This window comes from Tsukamurella conjunctivitidis (assembly GCF_007858475.1).
Taxonomy (GTDB): domain Bacteria; phylum Actinomycetota; class Actinomycetes; order Mycobacteriales; family Mycobacteriaceae; genus Tsukamurella; species Tsukamurella conjunctivitidis.
In genome coordinates this window covers 708,218-733,630 of the sequence record NZ_VIGX01000001.1, presented here as the reverse complement: position 1 = coordinate 733,630, position 25,413 = coordinate 708,218, and the positions used below count along the sequence as shown (strand labels likewise).

The window sequence follows — 25,413 nt, the reverse complement described above, 5'->3', positions numbered from 1 at the left end:
GGGATCTCCGTGTTGCGCGTAATCATGCCCCGTCCGCGCCGGATGCGCCTGCAAAGGCGTAGGGAATCGGTTCGGCCCGGTTCTCGTCCACCTCGATCGGCCTACCCGACTGCGGAAAGGCGCGCTGCGCGCACCGCGGACGGCTGCACACCTTGCACCCCGCCCCGATCGGAACGAAGGACTCGGGATCGTCGAGTGCGAGACCGCGCGAGTACACCAGCCGGTGGGCGTGCGCGAGGTCGCACCCCAGTCCGACCGCGAAATCCCTCCCCTGCCCGAGGTATCCGGCCGCGGCCCGGTCGGAGGTGGTGCGGGCGATCCAGAGGTAGCTGCGGCCGTCGGGCATCTGGGCCGCCTGGGTGCGGATCCGCCCCGGCGTGGCGAAGGCGTCGTGCACCACCCAGAGGGGGCAGCTTCCGCCCGCGCGTGAGAAGTGGAACGCGGTGGCCGACTGCCGCTTCGAGATGTTCCCGGCGCGGTCCGTGCGGACGAGGAAGAAGGGGACACCGCGCCGGCCCGGGCGCTGAAGGGTCGACAACCGGTGGCACACCGTCTCGAAGCCGACCTCGAACCGGGCACACAGGAGATCGATGTCGTACCGCAGTTCCTCGGCCGCCCGCAGGAACCGCTCGTACGGCAGCACGAGGGCACCGGCGAAGTAGTTCGCGAGTCCGATACGCGCCAGTTCCCGCGACTGCGTCGGTAGCGACGACGCCGTGCCGACGATCCGGTCCATCTCGGCGGCCTGCGTCAGGAAGCCGATCTGCGTGGCGATCTGGAACGCGCGCTGCCCGTGATCCAGCCGGCGCGCGAGCGTGAGCACGCGCGTCTCCGGATCGAAGGCGCGGCGCGGTCCGGGCCGGTCCGGCTCCCCTCCCGCGATCCGGACGGTGACGCCGTGCTCGTCGCGCAGCAGCCGGGCCAACTGGAGGTCCATGCCTCCCACGGTGAGCCCGTGGCCGTCGAACATCTCCTCCGCGGCGAGATCGAGCGATGCCACGTGGTTGCGCCGGTCGTAGAAGAAGTCCCGGACGTCCTCGTAGGGCGTGGGCACCGCTCCGCCCGCGCCGCCGGCGAGACCGCTGGACAGCCGCTCGACCTGTTCGGAGGCACCCCGCAGCTGCCGGTGCATCGCGACGACGGCCCGCGCGACGGCGGGCGAGCGCGCGACGATGTCGTCGAGTTCGGCGGCGCCGACCTCCCCGGCGTCACCGCTCTCCGCCAGGGCGTCCTGCAGATCGGCGACGAGCCTGGCGTCCGACTCCGGCGCGAAGAACGCCATGTCGAGGTCGAAGGTGGCGTTCAGCCGCATGAGCACCGGCACCGACAGCGGCCGCTGATCGTTCTCCAGCTGGTTGACGTAGCTGACCGACAGGTCGAGCGCCTTCGCCAGCGAGGTCTGGGTGAGGCCGCGCTCCTCCCGGAGACGCTTGATGCGCGCACCCACGTACAGCCTCTGCATGGGGCGAATCTAGCACCGGAGACTTTCACAACTTTCGCAAGATTGCCGTCCCGCTTTCACAGAGATCCGCATCTGCAAGTGGTTTCGTGTCCCGGAACCGATGCATAGCGTGTGAATCGACCCCGTTCCCGACTCCAGAGGAGCCCCCTCCCGTGCAGACGCACACCGTGCGCACCCGTCGCTCAGCCGAGATCTTCCCCCGCGAGGAGCACCTCGCCTGGAAGATCGCGCGGGTCGCCGCCGACCCCGTCGCCGTGCCGGACGACACGGCGGAGATGGTGATCAACCGGATCATCGACAACGCCGCGGTCGCCGCCGCGTCCGTGACCCGCCGCCCCGTCGCGAACGCGCGGGCGCAGGCCCTCGCGCACCCGGTCGTACCCCGCCCAGGAGACGTTCCCGGCATCGTCCCCGGCGCACCTTCCGACCCTGTCCAACGCCCCGGGAGTTCCGTCTTCGGCGTTCCCGGCCGGTTCTCCCCCGAGTGGGCGGCGTGGGCCAACGGCACCGCGGTCCGCGAGCTCGACTTCCATGACACCTTCCTCGCGGCCGAGTACAGCCACCCCGGCGACAACATCCCGCCGATCCTCGCCGCCGCGCAGCACACGGGGTCGACGGGCGCCGACCTGATCCGCGGCCTCGCCACCGGCTACGAGATCCAGATCGACCTGGTGCGTGCCATCTGCCTGCACGAGCACAAGATCGACCACGTCGCGCATCTCGGCCCGTCGGCCGCCGCCGGCATCGGCACGCTGCTGGGGCTGCCGGGCGAGACGATCTACCAGGCCATCGGGCAGGCGCTGCACACCACGACCGCGACGCGCCAGTCCCGCAAGGGCGAGATCTCCAGTTGGAAGGCCTATGCCCCGTCGTTCGCGGGCAAGATGGCCGTCGAGGCCGTCGACCGTGCGATGCGCGGCGAGGGCGCACCGTCGCCCATCTGGGAGGGTGAGGACGGCGTGATCGCGTGGTTGCTCGGCGGCCCCGAGGCCTCGTACGAGGTGCCGCTGCCCGGTCCGGGCGAGGCCAAGCGCGCCATCCTGGACTCGTACACCAAGGAGCACTCCGCGGAGTACCAGAGCCAGGCGCCGATCGACCTGGCCCGCCGGATGCGCGAGCGCATCGGCGATCTCGAGCAGATCGAGAAGATCGTCCTGCACACCAGCCACCACACGCACTACGTGATCGGCACCGGCTCGAACGACCCGCAGAAGTTCGACCCGCACGCCTCGCGCGAGACGCTGGACCACTCGGTGATGTACATCTTCGCCGTCGCGCTGCAGGACGGCGGGTGGCACCACGAGCGGTCGTACGCCCCCGAGCGCGCGCAGCGGCCCGACACCGTCGAACTGTGGAAGAAGATCTCGACCGCCGAGGACCCCGAGTGGACGCGGCGCTACCACTCGACCGATCCCGCCGAGAAGGCCTTCGGCGCCCGCGCCGAGATCACCCTGCGCAGCGGCGAGGTCATCGTCGACGAACTGGCCGTGGCCGACGCGCACCCGCTCGGCGCACGCCCGTTCGCCCGCGAGCAGTACATCGAGAAGTTCCGGATCCTCGCGGACGGCGTCATCGACAAGTCCGAGCAGGACCGCTTCCTGGACGTCGCACAGCGCACCCCGGCCCTCGCGGCCGGCGAGCTCGATCAGCTCACCTTCACGGTCTCCGACGAGGTGCTCTCCCGCACCCCGAAGCTGAACCCGGGGCTCTTCTGATGAGCGGCGGCGACACCGGCGTCGGCGGCCTGCTGGCCGCCCGCGCGTCGGCGAACGACAAGCGCAAGGCCTTCCGCGCCGCGCTCGCCTCGGAGCGGATCGCCCGGCTGCCCGGCGCGTTCAACCCGTTGACGGCGAAGCTGATCCAGGAGATCGGCTTCGAGGGCGTGTACGTCTCCGGCGCCGTGGTCGCCGCCGATCTCGCCCTGCCCGACATCGGCCTGACGACCCTCACCGAGGTCGCGGCCCGGGCCCAGCAGATCGCGCGGGTGACGGACCTGCCCACTCTGGTCGACGCCGACACGGGCTTCGGCGAGCCGATGAGTGCGGCCCGCACCGTCACCGTGCTCGAGGACGCGGGCCTTGCGGGCCTGCACCTGGAGGACCAGGTGAACCCCAAACGGTGCGGTCACCTCGACGGCAAGGCCGTCGTCCCCACCGACGAGGCCGTCCGCCGCCTCCGCGCCGCCGTCGCGGCCCGCCGCGACGAGGACTTCGTCATCTGCGCCCGCACCGACGCGGCGGGCATCGAGGGCGTCGACGCCGCGATCGAGCGGGCCCAGGCCTACGCCGACGCGGGCGCCGACCTGATCTTCACCGAGGCGCTGTACACGACAGCCGATTTCGAGCGCTTCCGTGCCGCGGTCGACGTCCCGCTGCTGGCGAACATGACCGAGTTCGGCAAGTCCGATCTGATCGACGCGGGCACGCTCGAGTCGATCGGCTACGACGCGGTGATCTACCCGGTCACCACGCTGCGGTTGGCGATGTTCGCGGCGGAGGAGGGGCTGCGCGAGATCGCGACGCAGGGCACGCAGAAGGAACTGCTGTACCGGATGCAGCACCGCAGCCGCCTGTACGAGCTCCTCCAGTACGAGCGTTACAACGACTTCGATTCCGGCATCTTCACCTTCGATCTGAGCAGGAGCCAGTGATGACACCTGAAACATCCCCCGGTCGGCCTGCGGCCTCCAGCTCTCCGGACATCAAGAAGGGCCTCGCAGGCGTCGTCGTCGATACGACCGCCGTGTCGAAGGTCGTCCCCGAGACCAACTCCCTGACCTACCGCGGATATGCCGTGCAGGACCTCGCCGAGCACTGCTCCTTCGAGCAGGTCGCCTACCTGCTGTGGAACGGCGAGCTCCCGACCGAACCGCAGCTCTCGCTGTTCACGCAGCGGGAGCGGGCCGCGCGACGCGCCGACCGCTCGCTGCTGGGCCTGGTCGCGAAGCTGCCCGAGAGCTGCCACCCCATGGACGTCGTCCGCACCGCCGTGAGTTATCTGGGCGCCGAGGACACCGACGAGTGGAACCGCGACCCCGTCGCGCTCCAGGCCAAGGGACTTCGCCTCCTGGCCGTTCTTCCCACGGTCGTCGCGGCGGATCAGCGCCGCCGGCACGGCCTCGAGCCGATCGCCCCCGACCACACGCTCGGCTTCGCGGCGAACTTCCTCACCATGTGCTTCGGGACGGTGCCGGAGCCCGAGTTGGTCAAGGCCTTCGAGGTCTCGCTGATCCTCTACGCCGAGCACGGCTTCAACGCCTCGACCTTCGCCGCGCGCGTCGTCACGTCCACCCTGTCGGACATCTACAGCGCCGTCACCGCCGCGATCGGCGCGCTCAAGGGCCCGCTGCACGGCGGCGCGAACGAGGCCGTCATGCACGACATGGAGGAGATCGGCGATCCGGCGCGCGCCGAGGCCTGGATGCGCGGGAAGCTCTCCCGCAAGGAGAAGGTCATGGGCTTCGGTCACCGCGTGTACAAGAACGGCGACTCGCGGGTCCCGACGATGAAGCATGCGTTCGTCGAGATCGCGGAGCGGACCGACGGCGGCCGATTCGTCGAGATGTACGACATCCTCGAGAAGACGATGGTCGACGCGACGGGGATCAAGCCGAATCTGGACTTCCCGACCGGCCCCGCGTACCACCTGCTGGGATTCGACACCGAGGTCTTCACGCCGATCTTCGTGATGTCCCGGATCACCGGCTGGACCGCCCACATCATCGAGCAGACCGAGGCCAACGCCCTCATCAGGCCGCTCAGCGAGTACGTCGGAGTGGCGCAACGCCCCGTCGTGGCCTGACACCGACACCGCGCCGCCGGTGATCCGCGAAACGCACCGATCATCCCGTTCGCGCGATCACCTGTGACACCGGCCGCGCGGTCAATATCATCGTCAGCAACGGCGGCGGGGCAGACAGTCCCGGCCGCCGATGAGTACGTCGTCCAGTCCCACGAAGACCGGTGGTAGCACAACATGTTCAATAAAGTCCTGGTGGCGAACCGCGGCGAGATCGCGATCCGCGGATTCCGTGCGGCCGTGGAGAGCGGCGCTCGAACGGTGGCCGTCTACCCGTACGAGGATCGCAACTCCCCGCACCGCCAGAAGGCGGACGAGGCCTATCAGATCGGGGTCGAGGGGCATCCGGTCCGTGCGTACCTCAGCGTCGACGAGATCATCCGGATCGCCGAGAAGGCGGGCGCCGATGCGGTCTACCCGGGCTACGGATTCCTCTCGGAGAACCCGGATCTGGCGGCGGCGTGCGCGGAGCGCGGCATCACCTTCGTGGGTCCCCCGACCGAGGTGCTCGAGCTGACGGGCAACAAGGCGCGGGCGATCGCGGCGGCCCGGGAGGCCGGCCTGCCGGTCCTGACGTCGACGGCGCCGTCGTCGGACGTCGACGGGCTGCTCGCCGCCGCGCAGGACATGCACTTCCCCGTCTTCGTCAAGGCCGTCGCGGGCGGCGGAGGCCGCGGCATGCGCCGAGTCGCCGAGATCGCCGAGCTGCGGGATGCGATCGAGATCGCCTCGCGGGAGGCGGAGTCCGCGTTCGGCGATCCGACGGTCTTCCTCGAGGAGGCCGTGATCGATCCGCGCCACATCGAGGTGCAGATCCTCGCGGACGGCGCCGGCAACGTGATCCACCTCTTCGAGCGGGACTGCTCGTTGCAGCGGCGGCACCAGAAGGTCATCGAGATGGCGCCCGCGCCGAACATCTCGGAGGAGCTCCGGGAGCGCCTGTGCACCGACGCGGTGAACTTCGCCAAGGCGATCGGCTACAGCTGCGCGGGCACCGTCGAGTTCCTGGTGAACCCCGAGGGCCGGCACGTCTTCATCGAGATGAACCCGCGGATCCAGGTGGAGCACACGGTGACCGAGGAGGTGACCGACGTGGACCTGGTCGCCGCGCAGCTCAAGGTCGCCTCGGGCTCCACACTGCCCGAGCTGGGCCTGACCCAGGACGCGATCCGGCTCAACGGCGCGGCGCTGCAGTGCCGCATCACCACCGAGGACCCGACGGACGGCTTCCGGCCCGACACCGGCCGGGTCAGCGCGTACCGCACGCCGGGCGGCGCGGGGATCCGCCTGGACGGCGGCACGTCGGTGGGCGCCGAGATCAGCCCGCACTTCGATTCGATGCTGGTCAAGCTGACCGCCCGGGGGCGCGACCGGGAGACCGCGATCGTCCGCGTCCGGCGCGCTCTCGCCGAGTTCCGGATCCGCGGCGTCGCCACCAACATCCCGTACCTGCAGGCGGTCCTGTCCGATCCGGCGTTCGTTGCGGGCGAGGTGACCACCTCCTTCATCGAGCAGCGCCCCGAGCTGCTCACCGCGCGCGGCTCGCAGGACACGGCGTCGAAGATCCTGCGCTACCTCGCGGACGTCACCGTGAACAAGCCGCACGGCACCCGGCCGACCAAGGTGTACGCCTCCGACAAGGTGCCCGCCCTCGACCTCGGCGCCGCTGCGCCCGACGGCTCCAAGCAGCGCCTGGCCGCGCTGGGCCCGGCCGGGTTCGCGGCGGACCTGCGGGCGCAGACCGCGCTGGCCGTCACCGACACCACCTTCCGCGACGCGCACCAGTCGCTGCTCGCCACCCGCGTGCGCACCTCCGCGCTCGCGACGATCGCGCCCTACGAGGCGCGGCTGATGCCGCAGCTGCTCTCGGTCGAGGCGTGGGGCGGTGCGACCTACGACGTGGCGCTGCGCTTCCTGCACGAGGACCCGTGGGAGCGACTCGCCACGCTGCGGGAGGCCATGCCGAACATCTGCCTGCAGATGCTGCTCCGCGGCCGGAACACCGTGGGCTACACCCCGTACCCGCAGCAGGTGACCGATTCCTTCGTGGCCGAGGCCGCCGCGACCGGTGTGGACATCTTCCGGATCTTCGACGCGCTCAACGACGTCGAGCAGATGCGGCCCGCGATCGAGGCCGTCCTCGCCACCGGTACCGCCGTCGCCGAGGGCGCACTCTCCTACACCGGCGACCTGTCGAACCCGGGCGAGCAGCTCTACACGCTCGACTACTACCTCGGCGTCGCCGAGAAGATCGTGCAGGCCGGTGCGCACGTCCTCGCGATCAAGGACATGGCCGGCCTACTCCGCCCGTCCGCGGCGACCACCCTGGTGACCGCACTGCGCAAGGAGTTCGACCTCCCCGTGCACGTGCACACGCACGACACCCCGGGCGGCCAGCTGGCCACCTACCTCGCCGCCTGGACCGCGGGCGCGGACGCCGTCGACGGTGCCGCCGCTCCCCTCTCCGGCACGACGAGCCAGCCCTCCCTGTCGTCGATCGTCGCCGCCACCGCGCACACGGAGCGCGACACCGGGATCGACCTCGACGCGGTCTGCTCGCTCGAGCCGTACTGGGAGGCCGTCCGCGGCGCCTACGCCCCGTTCGAATCCGGCCTGCGGGCCCCGACGGGCCGCGTCTACCACCACGAGATCCCGGGCGGGCAGCTGTCGAACCTGCGCCAACAGGCGGGTGCGCTGGGGCTCGCCGAGCGGTTCGAGGACATCGAGAACGCCTACGCCTCGGCCGACCGCATGCTCGGCCGCCTGGTGAAGGTGACCCCGTCGTCGAAGGTGGTCGGCGACCTCGCGCTCGCCCTCGTCGGCACGGGCGTCTCGGCGGAGGAATTCGCCTCCGACCCCGGCAAGTACGACATCCCCGATTCGGTGATCGGCTTCCTGCGCGGCGAACTGGGCACCCCGCCCGGCGGGTGGCCCGAGCCGCTGCGCACCCGCGCCCTGGAGGGGCGCGCCGGGGCGACGCCCGTCAGCGATGTCCCCGCCGACGAGGCCGCCGAACTCGAGGGCTCCTCGGAGCAGCGCCGCGCGGCGCTGAGCCGGCTGCTGTTCCCCGGCCCGATGCGCGAGTTCACCGAGCACCTGGCCGAGTTCGGCGACGTCTCCAAGCTCTCGACCAACCAGTTCCTGTACGGACTGCGGCAGGGCGAGGAGCACCGCGTGCAGCTGGCGACCGGCGTCGAGCTGCTGATCAAGCTCGAGGGCGTCGGCGAGCCCGACGAGCACGGTAACCGCACGCTCGTCTGCACCCTCAACGGCCAGCTGCGCACGGTCTCCGTGCGGGACCGCGCCGTGCAGGCCGAGGTGCCCGCCGCCGAGCGCGCCGACAAGAGCAACCCCGGCCACGTCGCTGCGCCCTTCGCCGGCGTCGTGACACCGACGGTGCACGCCGGATCGACGGTGGCCGTCGGCGATCAGATCGCCACCATCGAGGCCATGAAGATGGAGGCCGCGATCACCGCGCCGGTCGCCGGTACCGTGACCCGGGTGGCGCTCGCCGGCGCCACCCAGGTGGACGGTGGCGACCTCGTCGCCGTCATCGACGCCTGACCCGCGCGGACGGGCGGAGCGGGGCCGGGCGCACACTGCGCCCGGCCCCGCCGCTGTTCCACTACAGCGAGGCGCGTACCGCCTCCGCCGCAGCGACCATGTTCCGCAGCGCGGCCACCGTCTCCTCGGTACCGCGCGTCTTGAGGCCGCAGTCCGGGTTCACCCAGAGGCGGTCCGCGGGAACGGCGCCCAGGGCCGCGCGCAGCGAGGCCTCGACCTCGTCCTGCGTGGGCACGCGGGGCGAGTGGATGTCGTAGACGCCGGGCCCGACCTGGTTCGCGAAGCCCGCCCGGTTGAGGTCTCCGAGGATCTCCATGCGGGATCGCGCAGCCTCGATCGAGGTGACGTCGGCGTCGAGGTCGGCGATGGCACCGATCACGTCGCCGAACTCCGAATAGCAGAGGTGCGTGTGGATCTGGGTGTCGTCGTCGACGCCCGAGGTGGACAGCCGGAAGGAGGCGGTGGCCCAGTCCAGGTACGCCGGACGGTCCGCGGCAAGCAGCGGCAGGAGCTCGCGCAGCGCGGGCTCGTCGACCTGGATGATCCGCACTCCCGCCTCTTCGAGGTCGACGGTCTCGTCGCGGATCGCGAGCGCCACCTGATCGGCCGAGTCGGCGAGCGGCTGGTCGTCGCGCACGAAGGACCACGCGAGGATCGTGACCGGCCCGGTGAGCATGCCCTTGACCGGCCGGTCGGTGAGGTTCTGCGCGTAGGTGATCCACGAGACGGTCATCGGCTCGGCGCGGCGCACGTCGCCGAACAGGATCGGCGGCCGCACGCAACGGGTGCCGTAGGACTGCACCCAACCGTTGTCGGTGGCGAGGAAGCCGCCCAGGCGCTCGGCGAAGTACTGCACCATGTCGTTGCGCTCGGGCTCGCCGTGCACCAGCACGTCGATCCCGAGGTCCTCCTGCAGCTTCACCACATCGGCGATCTCGGCCCGCATGCGCCGCACGTACTCCGCCTCGTCGATCCGGCCGGCGCGCAGGTCGGCACGGGCCACGCGGATCGCCCCGGTCTGCGGATAGGAGCCGATGGTCGTGGTCGGCAGGGGCGGGAGCCCCAGTCGTTCCCGCTGTACGACAGCGCGTTCCCCCGCGGCCGCGCGGCCGGAACCGGTCGCACGGATGTCGCGCAGGCGGTCGCGCACGGCGTCGTCGTGCAGGCGCGGATCGCCCTCGCGTGCGGCGCGGACAGCGGCGCTCCGGCCGAACTCCGCCGAGACGGCGGGGCGGCCCTCGGTGAACGCGCGGGACAGGACGACGACCTCGGCGACCTTCTCCTCGGCGAACGCGAGCCACGCGCGCACGCCCTCGGCGCCGGTGGGCTCGGGTGCCGTCTCGGCGGAGACCGCGTACGGGACGTGGAGCAGCGAGCAGGACGTGCTCACGGCGAGTGCGGCGGCCGACCCGGACAGCGTCCCCAGCGTGGCGAGCGCCTTCTCCAGGTCGGTGCGCCAGACGTTGCGCCCGTCGACGACGCCCGCGAGCAGGAGCTTGTCCTGCAGCGCGGGCGCGGCGGCAACGGCGTCGACCGCGGCCGGGTCGGTCACGAGGTCGACGGCGACGGCCTCGATCCGGGTGCTCCCCAGGGCCTCCAGCGACGGCCCCGGCGAGCCGAAGTAGGTCGCGACGAGGATCGACGGGCGGTTCGCGGCCGCGGAGAGGTCGCCGTACACCCGGGCGACCTCCTCGGCGAGGCCGAGTCCGGCCTCCGTCACCAGCACCGGCTCGTCGAGCTGGACCCACTGCGCGCCCCGGTTCGCGAGCCGCCCGAGCAGCTCGCGGTAGAGGGGCAGCAGCTCGTCGACGCGGGCCAGCGGGTCGCCGGCGCCGTCGACCGCCTTGGACAGCGCGAGGAACGTGAGCGGGCCGACCACGACCGGGCGGGCGGGAACACCCTGCGCGAGGGCCTCGTCGAGGTCGCCGAGGACCTTCTCCGGGTGCAAAGCGAAGGAGGTGGCGGCCGAGATCTCGGGGACGAGGTAGTGGTAGTTCGTGTCGAACCACTTGGTCATCTCGAGCGGCGTGACGGTCGCGGTGCCCCGTGCGGCGGCGAAGTAGCGGTCCACCGGGTCGGCGATCTCCGCGACGCGGGGCGGCAGCGCCCCGAGCATCGCGGCGGTGTCGAGGATCTGGTCGTAGTAGCTGAAAGTATTGGTGGGCACTGAGTCCAGGCCTGCGCCGACCAGGCGCGCCCACTCTTCCCGTCGGAGGGCGGCAGCGGTGGCTTCGAGGCCGGCGCGATCGACGGCGCCCTTCCAGTAACCTTCGATCGCGCGTTTGAGCTCGCGGCGGGGGCCGATGCGGGGAACACCGAGGACGGTGCGGGAGAAGTTCGGTGCGGTCACGGTGGGACCGTTCCTTTCGTGCGTAGCCAGGGCGGGCCACCCGTCCGGACGCACGTACCATTCACGGATCGTCGACGAGCGAGATCCGTTCAGCGGTACGGTCGCACGCCCGGTCCGCGAGGCGGCACACCACCGGACGCGGCGCGTCCGGTACAGCGGGCAGGTATTCGGACTCGCAGGCCCCGTTCTCACTCCTACCGGTCGCTGCTTCCCGGACCGAGGGTCCAGTGCATTCGTCGCGACTTTCGTTCCTGCTCACCGCTGCGGGACAGTCCCGGATTCCCACCGGGTTCCCTCGAGGTGCCACGGACCACCGCGGCACCGAGATGCCGCGGCCCGAGGCTTCGGCGCGACATACCAGCTGCACCGTCCAGCATGCCACGCTCGTCCGTGCCCGGCGAACGGCACCTCAGGCGTCGACGGCGAACCGCTTGAACCGGCTCGTCTGCCCCGCGATCAGCCGCACGCGGGACTTCGGCACACCGAGGTGGGCGGCGAGCAGGGCTACGGCCGCCGTGTTCGCCCTCCCCTCGGTCGCGGGCTCGCGCACGAACAGGGTGAGGGCGCCGGCGTCGTCGACCTCCACCGCGGGCCCCTTGCGGCTCCCCGGCTTGATCGTGCAGGTCACGGTGCGCGAACTCATCAGCCCATGATGTCAGGTTCACCAGTGAGTACCATTGATTCATGGTGTTGAGGAAGACCGGACTCGTCGTCTCCGCGGTGCTCGCCGCCCTCATCGTGCTCGCAGGCGGGGCGGTATGGCTGTCCACCGCGTATCAGACGCCACTGTCCCGGCACCTGCCCGCGGAGCTCAAGCCGCGCGTCTTCCCGGCGGTCGAGACCACGGGACTCGACCCGGCCCGCGTGCGGATCCTCGAGAACGTGCGCCGGGAGTTCGACGCGAACCGGCCGGGCACCCATTACTCGGAGGGCGTCGACGAGCCGTGGTGCGCCGATTTCGTCTCGACGGTGCTCCGCGATTCGGGACTGCCGCTGCGTAATCCGAACTCGGGCACCTGGCGCATCCCGGGGGTGTACACGCTCACGGAGTACTTCCAGTCCCAGGGCCGGTTCCGGGGGCCGGAGCACGTCCCGACGGCGGGCGACGTCGCCCTGTACGCTCCCGGCCACCCGCTCGGTCAGCACACCAACTTCGTCGTCGCGGTGGCGGACGGTACCGTCAGCACGGTGGGTGGCAACCAACCGGGAGGCGTCTCGGCGTACACGTTCCGGCACTCCGACAGCTCCGGCGTCGTCGGCTACGGGGTGCCGGTCGGATGACGGTGCTCGGCGCACTGCGCGCCCGCATCGCCTCGGGCAGCGTCCCGGGTGAGCGATCCGACGGCCTGCGGATCGCCGTGTGCATCGAGGGCGGCGGGTCCCGCTCCGCCTATTCCGCGGGGATGGCGATGGCCATCGACGAACTCGGCCTCCTCCCCGCCGTCGATGCGGTGTACGGGACGTCGGGCGGCGGCCTGAACGCCGCGTGGCTCGTCTCGGGCGAGGGCCGGCAGTGGTTGCCCTCGTGGGGCTGGGAGGACGTCCTGGCGGAGCGGGTGGTGCATCCGCGCCGGGTGCTGCGCGGCGGGGTGGTCGTCGACACGCGTCACCTCGTGGAGCGCGTCTACTCCGATGTCACGCCGATGAACTTCGCGGCCATCCTCGCGAACCCGGTCACCCTGCACCCCTTGGCCGTCGACGCACACACCCGTCGGGTCGCGGACCTGGCGCCGTTCGTCACGGACGCCGCGAGCCTGCGGGCCGCGCTGCGCGCGACCACCGCCCTCCCCCTGCTCGCAGGCCCACCGGTGCGGCTCGCGGGCCGGGAGTTCCTCGATGGCGGCCTCGCCGAGAAGGTCCCGCTGGCGACCCCGATCGAGCAGGGCGCCACACACCTGCTCGTCCTGCGCACCGTCGAGGCGGAGGCCGCGCCCCGTTCGTCGCGCGCGGAGCAGTGGATCCTGGACGCCTATTTCACCGCGCGCCGGGCTGCACCCGCGCCGGATCCCGTGGCGCCGGGCGCCGCGGAGGTGCTGCAGGTGTGGGTCCCCGCCGGGAGCCCCGCCGTCGGTCGGCTCTCGAACGACGGCCCGCTGATCTCCCGCGCCGTCGAGATCGGCCGGGACGCTGCGTACGCCGCTCTCGCGTCGTGAAACCGGTCGTTGTCGGGCCGGCGGTCCGCTGAGCGGAGCGCGGCTCAGCGATCCGCCGACCTCTCGACGACCGTGCCCTGGTGGAACATCACGGACCACCTGTTCTCGCGGCGCCGCCAGACGGTGAGCCGGCGAGTGACGCGCCCGCCCTGCGCCAGCGTGTAGGTGAGGAGGTAGACGGAGGCGCCCATCGCCCGGACCTGGAACTCACTGGTCTCCCAGTCCGATTCGTCCGGCGGCGAGGTCAGGCGTTCCTCGATCGTCGCGCGGACGTGCTCGCGGCTGTACCGGCTCCCCGAGGCGCCGACCTCCCAGAAGTCCGGCGCGACAGCGTCGTCGAAGTCGGCGAGCGAACGCCACGCCGGGCCGTGGAAGACGGGTTCGCGGCGCCGGAGCTCCGCGAGCACCTCGCGCAGCTCCGGCGCCGTGGTGCGGTCCGGTTCGTACGCCTCCTCCATCACTTGCCTAAGGCTACCCTCACTGCCAATCCCGGGATCGCGAGGGCACCGACAGGTCCATCCGCTGCAGCCGGTCGGCGACGACGGTGACGGCGCCCTCTGCGTTCTGCAGCTTTCCCCGCACCAGGAGCGCCGGCGCCGACTGCGCCAGCCGGCGGTAGCGCGCCCACAGCCCCTGACTGCACACCACGTTCACCATTCCGGTCTCGTCCTCCAGGTTGATGAAGGTGACGCCGCCCGCCGTGGCCGGCCGCTGCCGATGTGTGACGGCCCCGCCGACCAGGACGCGGTCCCCGTCGGGCAACCCGAGCAGACGATCGGCCGGGACGACGCCGAGCTTCTCGAGCGTGGGGCGGAGGAACTCCGTGGGGTACTTGCCGACGGTGACCGACGTGGCCCACACGTCCGCGGCGGCGAGCTCCGTCTCGCTCATGCCCGGCAGGGCGGGCGGCGCCCCCGCGGTGGCGGTGCCGGGCAGCCGGCCGGGGCGCTCCCGCGCCGCGGCGCCGGCCTCCCACAGCGCCTGTCTGCGGTCCCGGCCGAAGCAGTCCAGGGCGCCCGAGGTGGCGAGGGCCTCGGACTGCGCCACGGTGAGCTCGACGCGGCCCGTGAGATCGGTCAGGCCCGCGTACGGGCCGTGGGTGTCGCGCTCGGCGACGATGCGCTCGGCCAGATCGTCGCCGATGGTGCGGATCGCGGCGAGCCCCAACCGAACCTCCGTGCCGGCGTTCTCCAGGTCCGCCCACGGCAGGCTGCGGTTCACGCACGGCCCGTGCACGGTGACGCCGTGCCGCCGCGCGTCGGCGACGAGGGACTGCGGCGAGTAGAAGCCCATGGGCTGGGCCCGCAGCAGCGCGGCGCAGAAGGCCGCCGGGTGGTAGAGCTTGAACCACGAGGAGTAGAAGACCAGCGACGCGAACGACTGCGAATGACTCTCGGGGAAACCGAAATTGGCGAACGCCGCGAGCTTCTCGAAGATCCGGTCGGCCACCGCCCCCTCGATGCCGTGCGTGTGCCGCGCACCGTCGTAGAAGCGCTGCCGCAGCTGTTCCATCTTCTCGGTGGAGCGCTTCGACCCCATGGCGCGGCGCAGCTGGTCGGCCTCCGACGGACTGAAACCGGCGACATCGGTCGCGAGCTGCATGAGCTGCTCCTGGAACAGCGGCACCCCCAGCGTGCGATCGAGCGCCTTGTTCATCGACGGGTGTTCGACGGTGGGCGCCTCCTGCCCGTTCCGGCGGCGGATGTACGGGTGCACCGAACCGCCCTGGATGGGACCGGGACGGATGAGGGCGACCTCGACGACCAGGTCGTAGAAGTTCCGCGGCTTGAGCCTGGGCAACGTGGCCATCTGGGCGCGGGACTCCACCTGGAAGACGCCGACGGAGTCGGCGCGGCAGAGCATCTCGTAGACCTTCTCGTCCGTGAGGTCGAGCTGCGCGAAGTCCACGTCGACGCCCTTGTGCGCGGCGAGGAGGTCCTTCGCGTAGTGCAGCGCGCTGAGCATGCCGAGGCCCAGCAGGTCGAACTTCACCAGGCCCGCGGCCGCGCAGTCGTCCTTATCCCACTGCAGCACACTGCGATCCTCCATGCGGGCCCACTCGGTGGGGCAGACATCGGCGATCGGGCGGTCGCAGATCACCATGCCGCCGGAGTGGATGCCGAGGTGCCGCGGCAGGTCCGCGATCTGCGCGGCCAACTCGACCACCCGTTCCGGGATCCCCTCGGGCACCGGATCGTCCCGCCATCCCCAGCTGGAGATCTGCTTGCTCCAGGCGTCCTGTTGCCCCTGCGAGTAGCCGAGCGCGCGAGCGGTGTCGCGCACCGCGGACCGGCCCCGGTAGGTGATGACGTTCGCGACCTGCGCGGCGTACTCGCGGCCGTACTTCCGGTAGACGAACTGGATCGCCTCCTCGCGGCGATCGGATTCGATGTCGACGTCGATATCGGGCGGGCCGTCGCGCTCGGGGGCGAGGAAGCGCTCGAACAACAGCTGATTGCGCACCGGGTCCACCGCGGTGATCCCGAGCGCGAAGCAGACCGCCGAGTTGGCGGCACTACCTCGTCCCTGACACAGGATGTCGTTATCCCGGCAGAAGCTCACGATGGAGTGCACGATGAGGAAGTATCCGGGGAAGGTGAGCGTCTCGATCACGTTCAACTCGTGCTCGATCTGCCGGTAGGCCTTCGGGTTCCGCTCCGGAGGTCCGTAGCGCTCCAGCGCGCCGCGCCGGGTCAGCTCACGCAGCCACGTGGCCTCGGTGTGCCCGGGCGGGACGTCGAAGGGCGGCAGGTTCGGCGCGATCAGCTTGAGACTGAAGGCGCACTCGGCGCCGAGCTCGGCGGCGGCGGCGATGGCACCGGGGTGCTCGGGCAGCAGGAGCGCCATCTCGTCGCCCGAGCGCAGGTGCGCCCCACCCGCGGCGGGGAGCCAACCGTCCAGCTCGTCGAGGCTGCGGCGGGCGCGGATCGCCGCCAGCGTCGACGCCAGGCGCCGCTGCCCGGGCCGGGCGAAGTGCGCCCCCGTGGTGGCGACGGTGCCGACTCCCATCCGGGCGGCCACGCCGGCCAGGAGGTGGTTGCGTTCGTCGTCCTCGGGGACGCCGTGGACGGTGAGCTCCATGCTCACCCGGTCCTCGCCGAACCGGTCGACGAGCTGCGCGAGGGCGGCGGCGGCACCGTCGGGCCCCCGGGCGGCGAGGCCGCGCCGCACCGCGCCCTTCCGGCAGCCGGTGAGGATCTGCCAGTGGCCGCCGGACCACTCGGCGAGCCGATCCGGATGGAACCGCAGCAGCCCCTTCTCCCCCGCCTCCATGTGCGCCTCTGCCATCGCGCGCGAGAGGCGGCGGTAGCCCTCCTGCCCGCGGGCGAGCACGAGCAGATGCTCGCCGGACGGATCCTCGGCACCGGTGCGTTCCGCGTCGTGCTCCAGGGACAGCTCCGCCCCGAAGACCGTGGGGACGCCCAGTTCCAGCGCGGCCTCGGCGAACCGGACCACCCCGTAGAAGCCGTTGTGGTCGGTGACCGCGAGGGCCTTGAGGCCGAGCGCATGGGCCTGTTCGACCATCTCCTCCGGCAGCGCGGCACCGTCGAGGAAGCTGAATGCGGTGTGCGCGTGCAGCTCCGCGTAGGGCACGCGGGAGGCTCCGGGGGCGCCGCCCGCCGGCGGGACGTAGGGCTCCCGCTTGCGGGACCAGGCCGGGGAGTCGCCCCCGTCGCCCGGCGGCTCCTCCGCCCGGCGCACCGGCGCCCGCCCGGAGAGCACCCGCTCCATCTCCGACCAGCTCGGCCCGTTACTCCATCCCACGCCCCGATTCTACGCGCATGTGTTCGATTGATCCATCGCGATCGAACGATCGCCGGAGCGCCCGCCGAGCCCGACTGCTCTGCGGCGGATCACCCCCGGCGGCGCAGAGCGTCGACAGTCAGGGCGAGCGCAGGGAGCGGATCGAAGGCCGGGTCGGGGAACGCGAGCTGGCGGGTGATCAGAGCGTCGGTGACGTCCATGAGCAGCGCCGACTCCGCGGCGCCGAGGCCGATCGCCGCGCCGATGGCCTCCCCCATCCGTTCGACCGCCGCGCGCCCGCGACGCAGCGGCTCCTGCAACTCGGGTTCGACGGCCGCGGCGGCGAACAGGTTGAGCCGAGCGACGCTGCGCACGCGCCCCTCCCCGACCGACCACCGCACATAGGCGGCCGCCCGCGGCAGCACGTCGGCGGCCGCACCGGGGTCCGCGGGGGCCGCACCGTCGAACCCGGCCCAGAAGGCGAGGTCCTGCTCCACCATCCGCTCGACGACACCCTTGACCAGCGCGGACCGCGAGCGGAAGTGGTTCGACGCGGTGCCCTGCGGGACGGCGGCGACCTCGTCGACGGCGCGATGGGTGAGGCCGCGGAGTCCGCGCGTGCCGAGCACCTCGATCGCCCCGTCGAGCACCTCTTCCCGCCGTCCCATGAGACCGGAGCCTACCTTTCACTACATTTGTAGTACGGTGGCCGGCATGACGACGGCAGCGATCATCGGCGGCGGTATCGGCGGACTCGCCACCGCCGCACTCCTCACGCGACAGGGCTGGGAGGTGGAGGTCTTCGAACGCGCACCGTCCCTGCCCACGACCGGGACGGCCCTCGGGATGTGGCCCGAGGCGATGGCGGTGCTCGAGCAGGTGGGCGCGGCGGACGCGGTGCGCAGGATCGGCATCGACCAGCGGATCGCGGAGATCCGCAGCGCCGGCGGGCACCGGCTCGGCCCCGAGATCCGGGCCAAGGGTGCGACCGTCCTCATCTCCCGCCCGCGTCTGCTTGAGGCGCTCGCGGCGTGCGCACCGGGGGTCCGGTTCGGCGACCGCCGCGCGGACCTCTCCGGCCTCGACCACGATGTGATCGTCGGTGCCGACGGCATCGGCAGCATCGCCCGCGCGCACGTCGTCGGGCACGACGTCGCGCCGCGGCCGCTGGGCGTCGACGTGCTCATCGGCCGCTGCCCGGGCGAGACCGACACCTTCACCGAGTACTGGGGCCCGGGAAGACTGTTCGGGGTGACGCCCCGCGACGGCGGCTGCATCAACTGGTACTCGGAGTTCGATCCGCGGGCGGTGCCGGCCGGCACGCCGGACCCGGACACCGATCCGCGCGGCTTCCTCCGCGCGATGTACCGCGGCTGGGACCCGCGGGTGACGCGGACCATCGAGGGCGTCGAGGTGGAGACGGCTCTGCACTACCGCTCGCGCGACCTGCCGCGACTACCGCGGATCGTGCGCGGCAACGTCGCTCTGATCGGCGACGCCGCCCACGCCATGGCGCCCAACCTGGGCCGCGGCGCGTGCGAGACGCTGCTGGACGCGGCCGCCCTTGCCGACGCCCTCGGCGCGGCAGCGGCTTTCGGCGGCGACGCGGGCCCCGCACTGCGGGCCTACGAGTCGGCGCGGCGCCGCGCCGGGCAGCGCACCATGCTGCTCTCACGGGCGATGCGGCACACGGCCCTCACGTCGCGACTCCGCACGCCGCGGGACCTGCTCCTGCGCGCCGTGGCCGCGGTGGCGTGACGCCACCGCGGGTCAGGCGTCGTCGCCGAGGCCCGGGGTGATCTTGGAGAGGGCGGCCCGCAGGGCCGTGACGTCGCGCGCCGTGAGGTGGTCGAAGACCAGGCGGCGCACCTCCTCGACGTGGCCGCGGGCCGCACCGTCGAGCGCGGCGAAACCCTCGTCGGTGAGCTCGGCGTAGGCGGAACGCCCCTCGGCGCGGCGCACCAGCCAGCCCCGCTCGCCGAGCTTGCGCAGCACGTGCGACAGGCGCGAGGGCGAGGAGTTGGCGGCCTCCGCGAGCGCCGACAGGCCGAGCGTCCGGTCGGGTGCCTGCGACAGCTGCGCGAGCACCATGAACTCGTAGTGGGTGATGCCGGCGTCGGCACGCAGTTGCGTGTCCAGCTTGGCGGGCAGCCGCATCGCGACGTGGATGAGGGGCAGCCACGCCGCCATCTCCTCGTCGGACAACCACCGGGTGCTTCCCGCGTCCACCGTCACACACCCCCGAACGTCACATCGCCCCTCGAGTTTACCGGCTCCGCATTTCGGTGAACGACGCCTCACCGACGTGGGTACATTGACCGGTATGAGCAGTCCGAGCACCACGACGGGACCGACCTCCGACGAAGAGATCCCGGCGTATCTTGAGGCCCTCGGAATCCCCGGCCTCGCCGACATCCACGTGCACTTCCTGCCCGAGCCGATGCTGGTCAAGGTGTGGGACTTCTTCGACCGGGCGAGCACCGAGTACGGCCGCGAGTGGCCCATCCGCTACCGGTTCGACGAGAACACCCGGCTGGAGCTGATCCGCGGCATGGGCGTGACGGCGATCCCCGCTCTGACCTACCCGCACAAGCCCGGGATGGCGGTGTGGCTCAACGAGTGGTGCACCGAGTTCGCCCGCCGCGTGCCGGACGGCATCCACTGCGCCACGCTCTACCCCGAACCCGGCGTGGGCGAGTACGTCGCGCGGGCCGTCGCCGACGGCGCGCGCCTGTTCAAGATGCACGTCCAGGTGGGCGTCTTCGCGCCCGACGATCCACTTCTGGATCCCGCCTGGGAGGTGCTCTCGGCCGCGCGGATCCCGGTGGTCATCCATGCCGGCTCCGGTCCCGTCGAGGGGCCGTACACGGGGCCCGACCGCGTCGCCGAGGTGCTGCACCGGCACCCCGAGCTGACGCTGGTCATCGCGCACCTCGGCATGCCGGAGTACGACCGGTTCGCCGACCTCGCGGAGCGCTTCCCGAACGTCCACCTCGACACCACCATGGCGGCGACCGACTTCACCGAGCGCACCGCGCCGATGCCGCCCGGGTACGTCGAACGGCTCGGCGCGCTCGCCGACAAGGTGGTGCTGGGCAGCGACTTCCCCAACATCCCCTACGAGTACGCGCACCAGCTGTTCGGGCTCGCGCGGTTGGGCCTCGGCGACGACTGGATGCGCAAGGTGCTGTGGCACAACGGCCGCGCCCTGCTGGAGCGCGCGGGCGCCTGAGCGCGGGCCGTACGATGGCCCTCATGCAGATCCGGCGCGCCGTGACGGCGCTGTTCGTCGCGGGAACCCTCGCGGCGTGCGGCGGCGCGCCGTCCGCACCGGAGACCCTCTCCCTCGAACGGTCCAAGACCGCCTTCGAGCAGGTGGGGATCGACGAGACCCGGGGCGACGTGACCGCACTGGTGTCCGCCGCCACCCGCCTCGGTGCACGGCTCGCCGCGGGCGATCCGCGGGCCGGGAGCACCGCCGTCTCCCCCTGGTCCGTCCTGAGCCTGCTGGGCATGCTCCGAGAGGGAGCGCAGGGCGAGACCGCCGCGCAGCTCGACGGTGCCGGACTCGGCGCCGCGAAGGACCTGCCGCGGGCGATGGCGGCCCTCACCGGCCAGACCGCGCAGTGGGCCGGCGACCCCGGCACCGTGCCCACGGGCACACCGCCCGCGACCCCGCTCTTCCAGTCGCAGGTCGCCCTCCTGACGGCGAAGCAGCCCGAGGACCGGCGCGTGCGCCCGGAGTACCTGGACGCGCTCGCCGCGAGCTACGACACCGGCGTCTACCCCGTGGACTTCGGCCTCGGCGTGGGTCGGCCGCTGGGCGAGTGGGTGGCGGTGAACACCGGGAGCAGCCTCACCTCCGCACCGCTGCGCACGGACTCCGGCACCCGCCTCGCCGCCGCGACCACCGCCTACCTCGCGGCCGCGTGGCGCATCCCGTTCGACGCCGCCCGCACCCGGCCCGCGCCGTTCACCGCCGCCGACGGTGCCGTGCTCGACCCGCTCACCATGCGGGGCACGGTGCCCGCGCGGGTCGCCGCGGGCGAGGGCTTCACGGCGCTGCAGCTCGATTACGGCACCACGCTCGCCCTGCAGATCGTGCTGCCCACCCCCGGGACGCCGCTCGCCGACGCGGCGAGCGAGGGCCGGTTCACCGCGGCCCGGATCGCACTGTCGGGAGCACCGTCGACCCCGCACGAGGTGAGCCTGCCGAAGTGGCGCACCGCCACCTGGACCGGGCTCGCGGATCCGCTCCGCGACGCCGGTCTGACGGCGCTGTTCGCCGGCCCGGGTCTCGACGGCGTGGCACCGGGCTCGCCGTTCCTGTCCGACGCCCGCGCCGCCGCCGTGCTCACCGTGGGCGAGAAGGGCACCGCGTCCGACACCGCCACCACGGCGCCGACGCCCGAACCCGCACCGGGCCCCGCCCCCTTCCTCGTGGACCGGGCATTCGCGTACTCGGTGGTGGACACGGCCACGGGGCTGCCCCTGATCATGGGTACCGTCAACCGCCCGGGTGGATAGGCTCCACCTCGACAGCGTGGCATTGCAATCTCGAATTCGTTCCGCCGGTGATCTTTTCACCAAAGTCTCGACTTCACGTTAAGGTTGAGGCATGACCTCGACGTTGACCCGCCCGCTCCGCGCGGCGGCCCGTTCGGCGTGGGCCCTCACCGGCACCGCGCTGCTCGCCGTGCTGATCGCGCTCGTCGCGGGCGGCGCCACCTTCCTCCTCGCCGCGGGGACCACTCCGCCCGCGCCCGCCCAGGAGCGGGAGAACGCCGAGAACACGCGCGTCGCCCTCACGGCCGCCGACGAATCGCGCGCGCTGTTCGGCCTGCTGTCCAACGCCGTGGTCTCGGCGGGGAACGGGCTGAACACCTCGGCGAGCTCCGTGCCGCAGATCTTCGACAGCGTCGACACCGCCAAAACCGGTGCCGAACAATTGGTCTCGGGCCTCGACGAGGCCTCCTCCCTCTCCGCCGCGCTGAGCCAGGTGAACCGGGCGACCGCGACCCTCGGCGGCGCGCTCGAACGCACTCAGGGCCTGCAGCAGGTGGCCGCAGGTACCCGCGCGGCGCTCGTGGCACTGCGGGGGCGGCTGATCGAGCACCCCTCGCCCGGCTCGGCCGAAGCGGTCGCGCAGCTCGATCGCGCGCTCGCGGGCTCGAAGGGTGTGGGTGCGCTCGACGACGTGGCGGGGCTGCGCGGCACGCTGTCGACCATGACGAGCAGCCTGAACAGCGCCTCGGCCAACGCCGACGCCTCGCTCACCTCCGCCCGCAGCGCCGCCCGGCAGCTGCGCGACGGGCTGACCAAGCTGGCCTCGGCGCGCAAGGACGTCAACGCCTCCGTCACCAACCTGACCACCGGTGTGGGACAGCTGAAGACGGCGCTCGGCGCCATCGACGGGCAGCTCGCCCTGACCCAGACCCGGCTGCGCTCCGTGACCAGCGCGCCCGCCCCGGCACCGGATCCCGGCATCGCGCGCCCGCTCGCCTGGGCGCTCGTCGTGGGCGGCGCGGCGGGCACCGTGACCTACCTGGTCTCGCTCGCGGTCGCGCACCGGCTGCGCCGGCGAGCGGACGCCGCTGAGGGCGCGATGGTCGCCGAGACGTCGGCCGAGGCCGTGGACGACGAGGCAGTGGGCACGGAGTCCGTGGACGCCGCTCCGGCGGAGACCGCCGAGACCGGGCACCGTCGCGTGCTGCCACCCCTCGCGGTGGAGGACGACGCGCCTGCCGAGGACGTCCCGGCCGACGAGTCCGGGGCCACCGTTCCGGCGGAGGACACGGCCGCGGCGCCGGCGGAGCCCGAGGGCACGGCGCTCACGCCCGGGAAGCGGGCGAAGCACCGTCGCAACCGGTTCCGTCCCGCCCCGGCGGACGACACCAATCCGTACCTCTCGGTCGCCTTCTCCGGCAGCGCGGGCTGACTCGCCGGGCCGCGCGCCTACTCGTACACGCCCTCCACCTCCCAGCTCCCGGCGTACTGCAGCAGCAGCGCCCGGCCGTCGTCACGGCCGGGCGCGGGCTCGAGCAGCACCTGCGCGCGGGCCCGGGGCTCGACGGCGCCGTCGGAGGCCCACCACCGCTCGTCGATCAGCCACGGCCCCGCCCACCAGCTGAGCGACCAATCGCGCGAGCCCCACGCCAAGTGCGTGGGCTCGCCGGTGAAGGCGCCCCGGTCGGTGACCCGCACGGCGACGCCCGCGGCGTCGGTCATCGTGACCGCGGCACCCGTGACCAGTACCGACGGCGCGGGCTCCGGCATCCGCCCCGGCCACGGCGCGGACGGATCGCGGTCCGCGAGCACCTCGTCGCCCAGCGGCACCCAGGTGACCCGCTCGGCCGGGCCGCGGCCGCCGCTGCGCACGCCCATCCGCACCGCCTCTCCCCCGAGCAGGCCCTGCACCCGGACCAGGGCCCGGCGGAACCGGGCGGCGGTGTCGGCACCGTCGCCCCACATGCCCGCCTGCAGCGCGCCGGCGTCGACCACCTCGACGGGTTCCAGCCGCAGCAGGGAGATCGGGGCGCCCGGGCCGCCCTCCCCGCCCCGCTTGGCGGACCGGCCGCCGGTGAGCCAGCCGTCGATCTGCCAGCGCACCCTGTCCGCGGTGCCCTCGGGGGTGAGCGGCTCGGCGCAGCGCCAGATCCGGCTGTGCCGCGCGCCGTTCTCCGCGATCGCGGAGACCTCCAGGCGCAGGCACGCGACGCCCGCCGCCGATAGCTTCGCGTGCAGCTCCGAGGCGAGGGCGCGACCGGCGAAGGCCGCCGCATCGACCCGGTCGAGGGGCGGGTCCGGTCGCAGTTCGACCTCCAGCCCGGGCGGTAGCGCCGCGGTGGACGGCGGACGGTCCGGCACTGCGCGGGCCTGCCGGTGCGCGGCGATCGCGTCGGTCCCGAAGCGGGTCGCCACGTCGGTCGCGGAGAGCGCCGCGAAGGCGCCGACGGTGCGCAACCCCAGCCTGTGCAACAGGTCGAGGAGCTCGGTGCGGTCGCCGCCGGCCAGCGCCGGCTCGGCCCCCAGTTGGCCGATGGGCTGCGGGGCGAGGAAGGCCGCCGACTCCCCGGGCGGAACGACGATGCCGCGGCGGGCGGCCAGGGCCGCGGTGAAGACCTCGTCCGCGATGCCGGCGAGCGACTCCGCGCCCACCGAGGAGGCCGCGTCCACGAGACGCTCGGCCGCCTGCTCCTCACCGCCGAAGAAGCGCGCAGCACCCCGCGCGGGGATCACCACGAGGCCCGGGCGCAGCACCTCGATGAGCGGGATCAGCGCGGCCACGGCGCTCGCCACGGGCTCGAAGAGCCGCGCATCGCGGCCCTCGTCGGCCTGGGCCACGTGCAAACCCGGGCAGCGGGCCTGCGATTCGCGGCGCTTCATGCCGCGGCGCACCCCGTCGGACCGGGCCGCGGCGTTGCAGGCGACCACCCGGTTGCCGTGCAGGACAGCGACGGGGCGGTCGGGCGGCAGGTCGACGTCCGCCGCCGCGGCCGCCGCCGGCCAATCCGGGCACCACAGCGCGAGGATGCGCTGCTCCTTCACGGCGGTCGCGGTCACCGGGCCACCGCCAGTCCGGTGTTCGACGGTGCCGCACCCCGGTAGGGGTTCACGCAACCGCGGCCGCGGGCGGAGAAGACCAGGTCGATCCCGCGGATCCGGCCGCGGCCCGGGCGCCCGCCCAGACCGGTGTACCCCTGCACGCGCGCGCCGAGGTGCAACGAGGCGCCCTCCCAGCGGCCGCCGGTGACGAGCAGCACCGAACCCCGGGAGCGGGCCCGGGCGGCGATGGCCCGGCCGCGGCTGGGCGGCACCGCGATGCCGCCGAGCTCGCACAGCACCACGTCGGCGCCGTCGAGCAGGATCGAGGCGACGGCCACCGGGTCCGCGAGCGGGCCCTCGATGAGCGCGATGCGCTCCGGATCGGCCCCCTGTTCGAGTGCGGCGGCCATGCCGAAGCCGGACACGCCGCACAGTGCGACGGTCGCCCCCGCCCGCGAGACGGTGGCCACCAGCGAGACCGCGAGCGAGCCGGCACCCGCGACCTCCGCGACCGTGCCGCGGGGCAGGCCGCCGCCCGGCAGCAGCCGGGCCAGCTCCTCGTGGACCGGGAGTACACCCATGCCGAGCTGCGCCGATTCGTCCTGCAGCGGCGCCTCCACAGGCGCCTGTGCCTTCGCCGGACGATGCTTTTCCGGCAGCGCCGCGAGCCGCTTGCGCAGCTCCGCCAGCTTCTCCTCGCGGCCCCCGGCCAGCGCCTGAACACGTGCGGACACTTGTCACACCCCTCCCCTACCTTCGGATCCCGCGTCACCGATCAGTGCGGAAGCCGAGTCACG

The 25,413-nt window shown here is 72.7% G+C and carries 19 protein-coding genes and 1 riboswitch; of the genes, 10 read left to right on the top strand and 9 right to left on the bottom strand.

Annotated features, from left to right (window positions below):
• Positions 1–22: 22 nt before the first annotated feature.
• Positions 23–1,462, bottom strand: a complete 1,440-nt coding sequence (locus FK530_RS03495) for a short-chain fatty acyl-CoA regulator family protein (protein ID WP_146485540.1) — start codon at positions 1,460–1,462, stop codon at positions 23–25.
• Between the two features lie 152 nt (positions 1,463–1,614).
• Between FK530_RS03495 and prpD the strand changes: the two genes are divergently transcribed.
• The 4 genes from prpD (at position 1,615) to FK530_RS03475 (ending at position 8,824) form a co-directional block, all read left to right on the top strand.
• Positions 1,615–3,177: a 2-methylcitrate dehydratase PrpD gene (gene prpD, locus FK530_RS03490; protein WP_146485539.1), complete on the top strand. Its 1,563-nt coding sequence runs from the start codon at positions 1,615–1,617 to the stop codon at positions 3,175–3,177.
• Complete coding sequence (gene prpB / locus FK530_RS03485) at positions 3,177–4,112, top strand: methylisocitrate lyase (protein ID WP_146485538.1); 936 nt, start codon at positions 3,177–3,179, stop codon at positions 4,110–4,112. The genes prpD and prpB overlap by 1 nt, the downstream gene beginning before the upstream one ends.
• The gene (locus FK530_RS03480; RefSeq protein ID WP_146485537.1) at positions 4,112–5,263 is read left to right on the top strand and encodes a bifunctional 2-methylcitrate synthase/citrate synthase; all 1,152 of its coding nucleotides are present in this window, start codon (positions 4,112–4,114) and stop codon (positions 5,261–5,263) included. Before prpB ends, FK530_RS03480 begins: the two co-directional genes overlap by 1 nt.
• A 174-nt stretch (positions 5,264–5,437) precedes the next feature.
• The gene (locus FK530_RS03475; RefSeq protein WP_146485536.1) at positions 5,438–8,824 is read left to right on the top strand and encodes a pyruvate carboxylase; all 3,387 of its coding nucleotides are present in this window, start codon (positions 5,438–5,440) and stop codon (positions 8,822–8,824) included.
• Positions 8,825–8,885: 61 nt separating this feature from the next.
• Here the strand turns inward: FK530_RS03475 and metE are convergent, their stop codons facing one another.
• Positions 8,886–11,174, bottom strand: coding sequence for a 5-methyltetrahydropteroyltriglutamate--homocysteine S-methyltransferase (gene metE / locus FK530_RS03470; RefSeq protein WP_146485535.1), 2,289 nt, complete (start codon positions 11,172–11,174; stop codon positions 8,886–8,888).
• A 141-nt stretch (positions 11,175–11,315) separates the two neighbouring features.
• Positions 11,316–11,506: riboswitch (cobalamin riboswitch) on the bottom strand.
• 77 nt (positions 11,507–11,583) lie between these two features.
• Positions 11,584–11,817 carry a DUF167 domain-containing protein gene (locus tag FK530_RS03465; RefSeq protein ID WP_146485534.1) on the bottom strand — a complete coding sequence of 78 codons (234 nt, stop codon included), beginning with the start codon at positions 11,815–11,817 and terminating at the stop codon, positions 11,584–11,586.
• A 41-nt stretch (positions 11,818–11,858) separates the two neighbouring features.
• Here FK530_RS03465 and FK530_RS03460 point away from each other — a divergent pair, with 41 nt between their 5' ends.
• Both FK530_RS03460 and FK530_RS03455 read left to right on the top strand, forming a co-directional pair.
• The gene (locus FK530_RS03460; protein ID WP_146485533.1) at positions 11,859–12,455 is read left to right on the top strand and encodes a CHAP domain-containing protein; all 597 of its coding nucleotides are present in this window, start codon (positions 11,859–11,861) and stop codon (positions 12,453–12,455) included.
• The gene (locus FK530_RS03455; protein ID WP_146485532.1) at positions 12,452–13,327 is read left to right on the top strand and encodes a patatin-like phospholipase family protein; all 876 of its coding nucleotides are present in this window, start codon (positions 12,452–12,454) and stop codon (positions 13,325–13,327) included. Before FK530_RS03460 ends, FK530_RS03455 begins: the two co-directional genes overlap by 4 nt.
• Positions 13,328–13,371: 44 nt before the next feature.
• Here the strand turns inward: FK530_RS03455 and FK530_RS03450 are convergent, their stop codons facing one another.
• The 3 genes from FK530_RS03450 to FK530_RS03440 all read right to left on the bottom strand — a co-directional run bounded on the left by FK530_RS03450 (position 13,372) and on the right by FK530_RS03440 (position 17,739).
• Entirely contained in the window at positions 13,372–13,785 is a 414-nt protein-coding gene (locus FK530_RS03450) for a nuclear transport factor 2 family protein (protein ID WP_146485647.1), read from the bottom strand.
• 19 nt (positions 13,786–13,804) lie between these two features.
• Positions 13,805–17,092 carry an error-prone DNA polymerase gene (locus tag FK530_RS03445; protein WP_146485531.1) on the bottom strand — a complete coding sequence of 1,096 codons (3,288 nt, stop codon included), beginning with the start codon at positions 17,090–17,092 and terminating at the stop codon, positions 13,805–13,807.
• 89 nt (positions 17,093–17,181) lie between these two features.
• Entirely contained in the window at positions 17,182–17,739 is a 558-nt protein-coding gene (locus FK530_RS03440; RefSeq protein ID WP_146485530.1) for a TetR/AcrR family transcriptional regulator, read from the bottom strand.
• Between the two features lie 46 nt (positions 17,740–17,785).
• Between FK530_RS03440 and FK530_RS03435 the strand changes: the two genes are divergently transcribed.
• Positions 17,786–18,829, top strand: a complete 1,044-nt coding sequence (locus FK530_RS03435) for an FAD-dependent oxidoreductase (protein WP_158645018.1) — start codon at positions 17,786–17,788, stop codon at positions 18,827–18,829.
• A 12-nt stretch (positions 18,830–18,841) separates the two neighbouring features.
• Here FK530_RS03435 and FK530_RS03430 read toward each other — a convergent pair whose 3' ends face one another.
• Entirely contained in the window at positions 18,842–19,300 is a 459-nt protein-coding gene (locus tag FK530_RS03430) for a MarR family winged helix-turn-helix transcriptional regulator (protein ID WP_231706477.1), read from the bottom strand.
• Positions 19,301–19,394: 94 nt separating this feature from the next.
• On the opposite strand from FK530_RS03430, the gene FK530_RS03425 reads away from it, so the two are divergent.
• The 3 genes from FK530_RS03425 to FK530_RS03415 all read left to right on the top strand — a co-directional run bounded on the left by FK530_RS03425 (position 19,395) and on the right by FK530_RS03415 (position 23,009).
• Complete coding sequence (locus FK530_RS03425) at positions 19,395–20,303, top strand: amidohydrolase family protein (protein WP_146485528.1); 909 nt, start codon at positions 19,395–19,397, stop codon at positions 20,301–20,303.
• 23 nt (positions 20,304–20,326) lie between these two features.
• The gene (locus FK530_RS03420; protein WP_158645017.1) at positions 20,327–21,598 is read left to right on the top strand and encodes a serpin family protein; all 1,272 of its coding nucleotides are present in this window, start codon (positions 20,327–20,329) and stop codon (positions 21,596–21,598) included.
• 91 nt (positions 21,599–21,689) lie between these two features.
• Entirely contained in the window at positions 21,690–23,009 is a 1,320-nt protein-coding gene (locus tag FK530_RS03415; protein ID WP_146485526.1) for a YhgE/Pip domain-containing protein, read from the top strand.
• A 17-nt stretch (positions 23,010–23,026) separates the two neighbouring features.
• Here FK530_RS03415 and FK530_RS03410 read toward each other — a convergent pair whose 3' ends face one another.
• Positions 23,027–24,634 carry a DNA polymerase Y family protein gene (locus tag FK530_RS03410; protein WP_231706476.1) on the bottom strand — a complete coding sequence of 536 codons (1,608 nt, stop codon included), beginning with the start codon at positions 24,632–24,634 and terminating at the stop codon, positions 23,027–23,029.
• Positions 24,631–25,350, bottom strand: a complete 720-nt coding sequence (gene imuA' / locus FK530_RS03405; protein WP_146485525.1) for a DnaE2-dependent mutagenesis accessory factor ImuA' — start codon at positions 25,348–25,350, stop codon at positions 24,631–24,633. The genes FK530_RS03410 and imuA' overlap by 4 nt, the downstream gene beginning before the upstream one ends.
• Between the last annotated feature and the right edge of the window lie 63 nt (positions 25,351–25,413).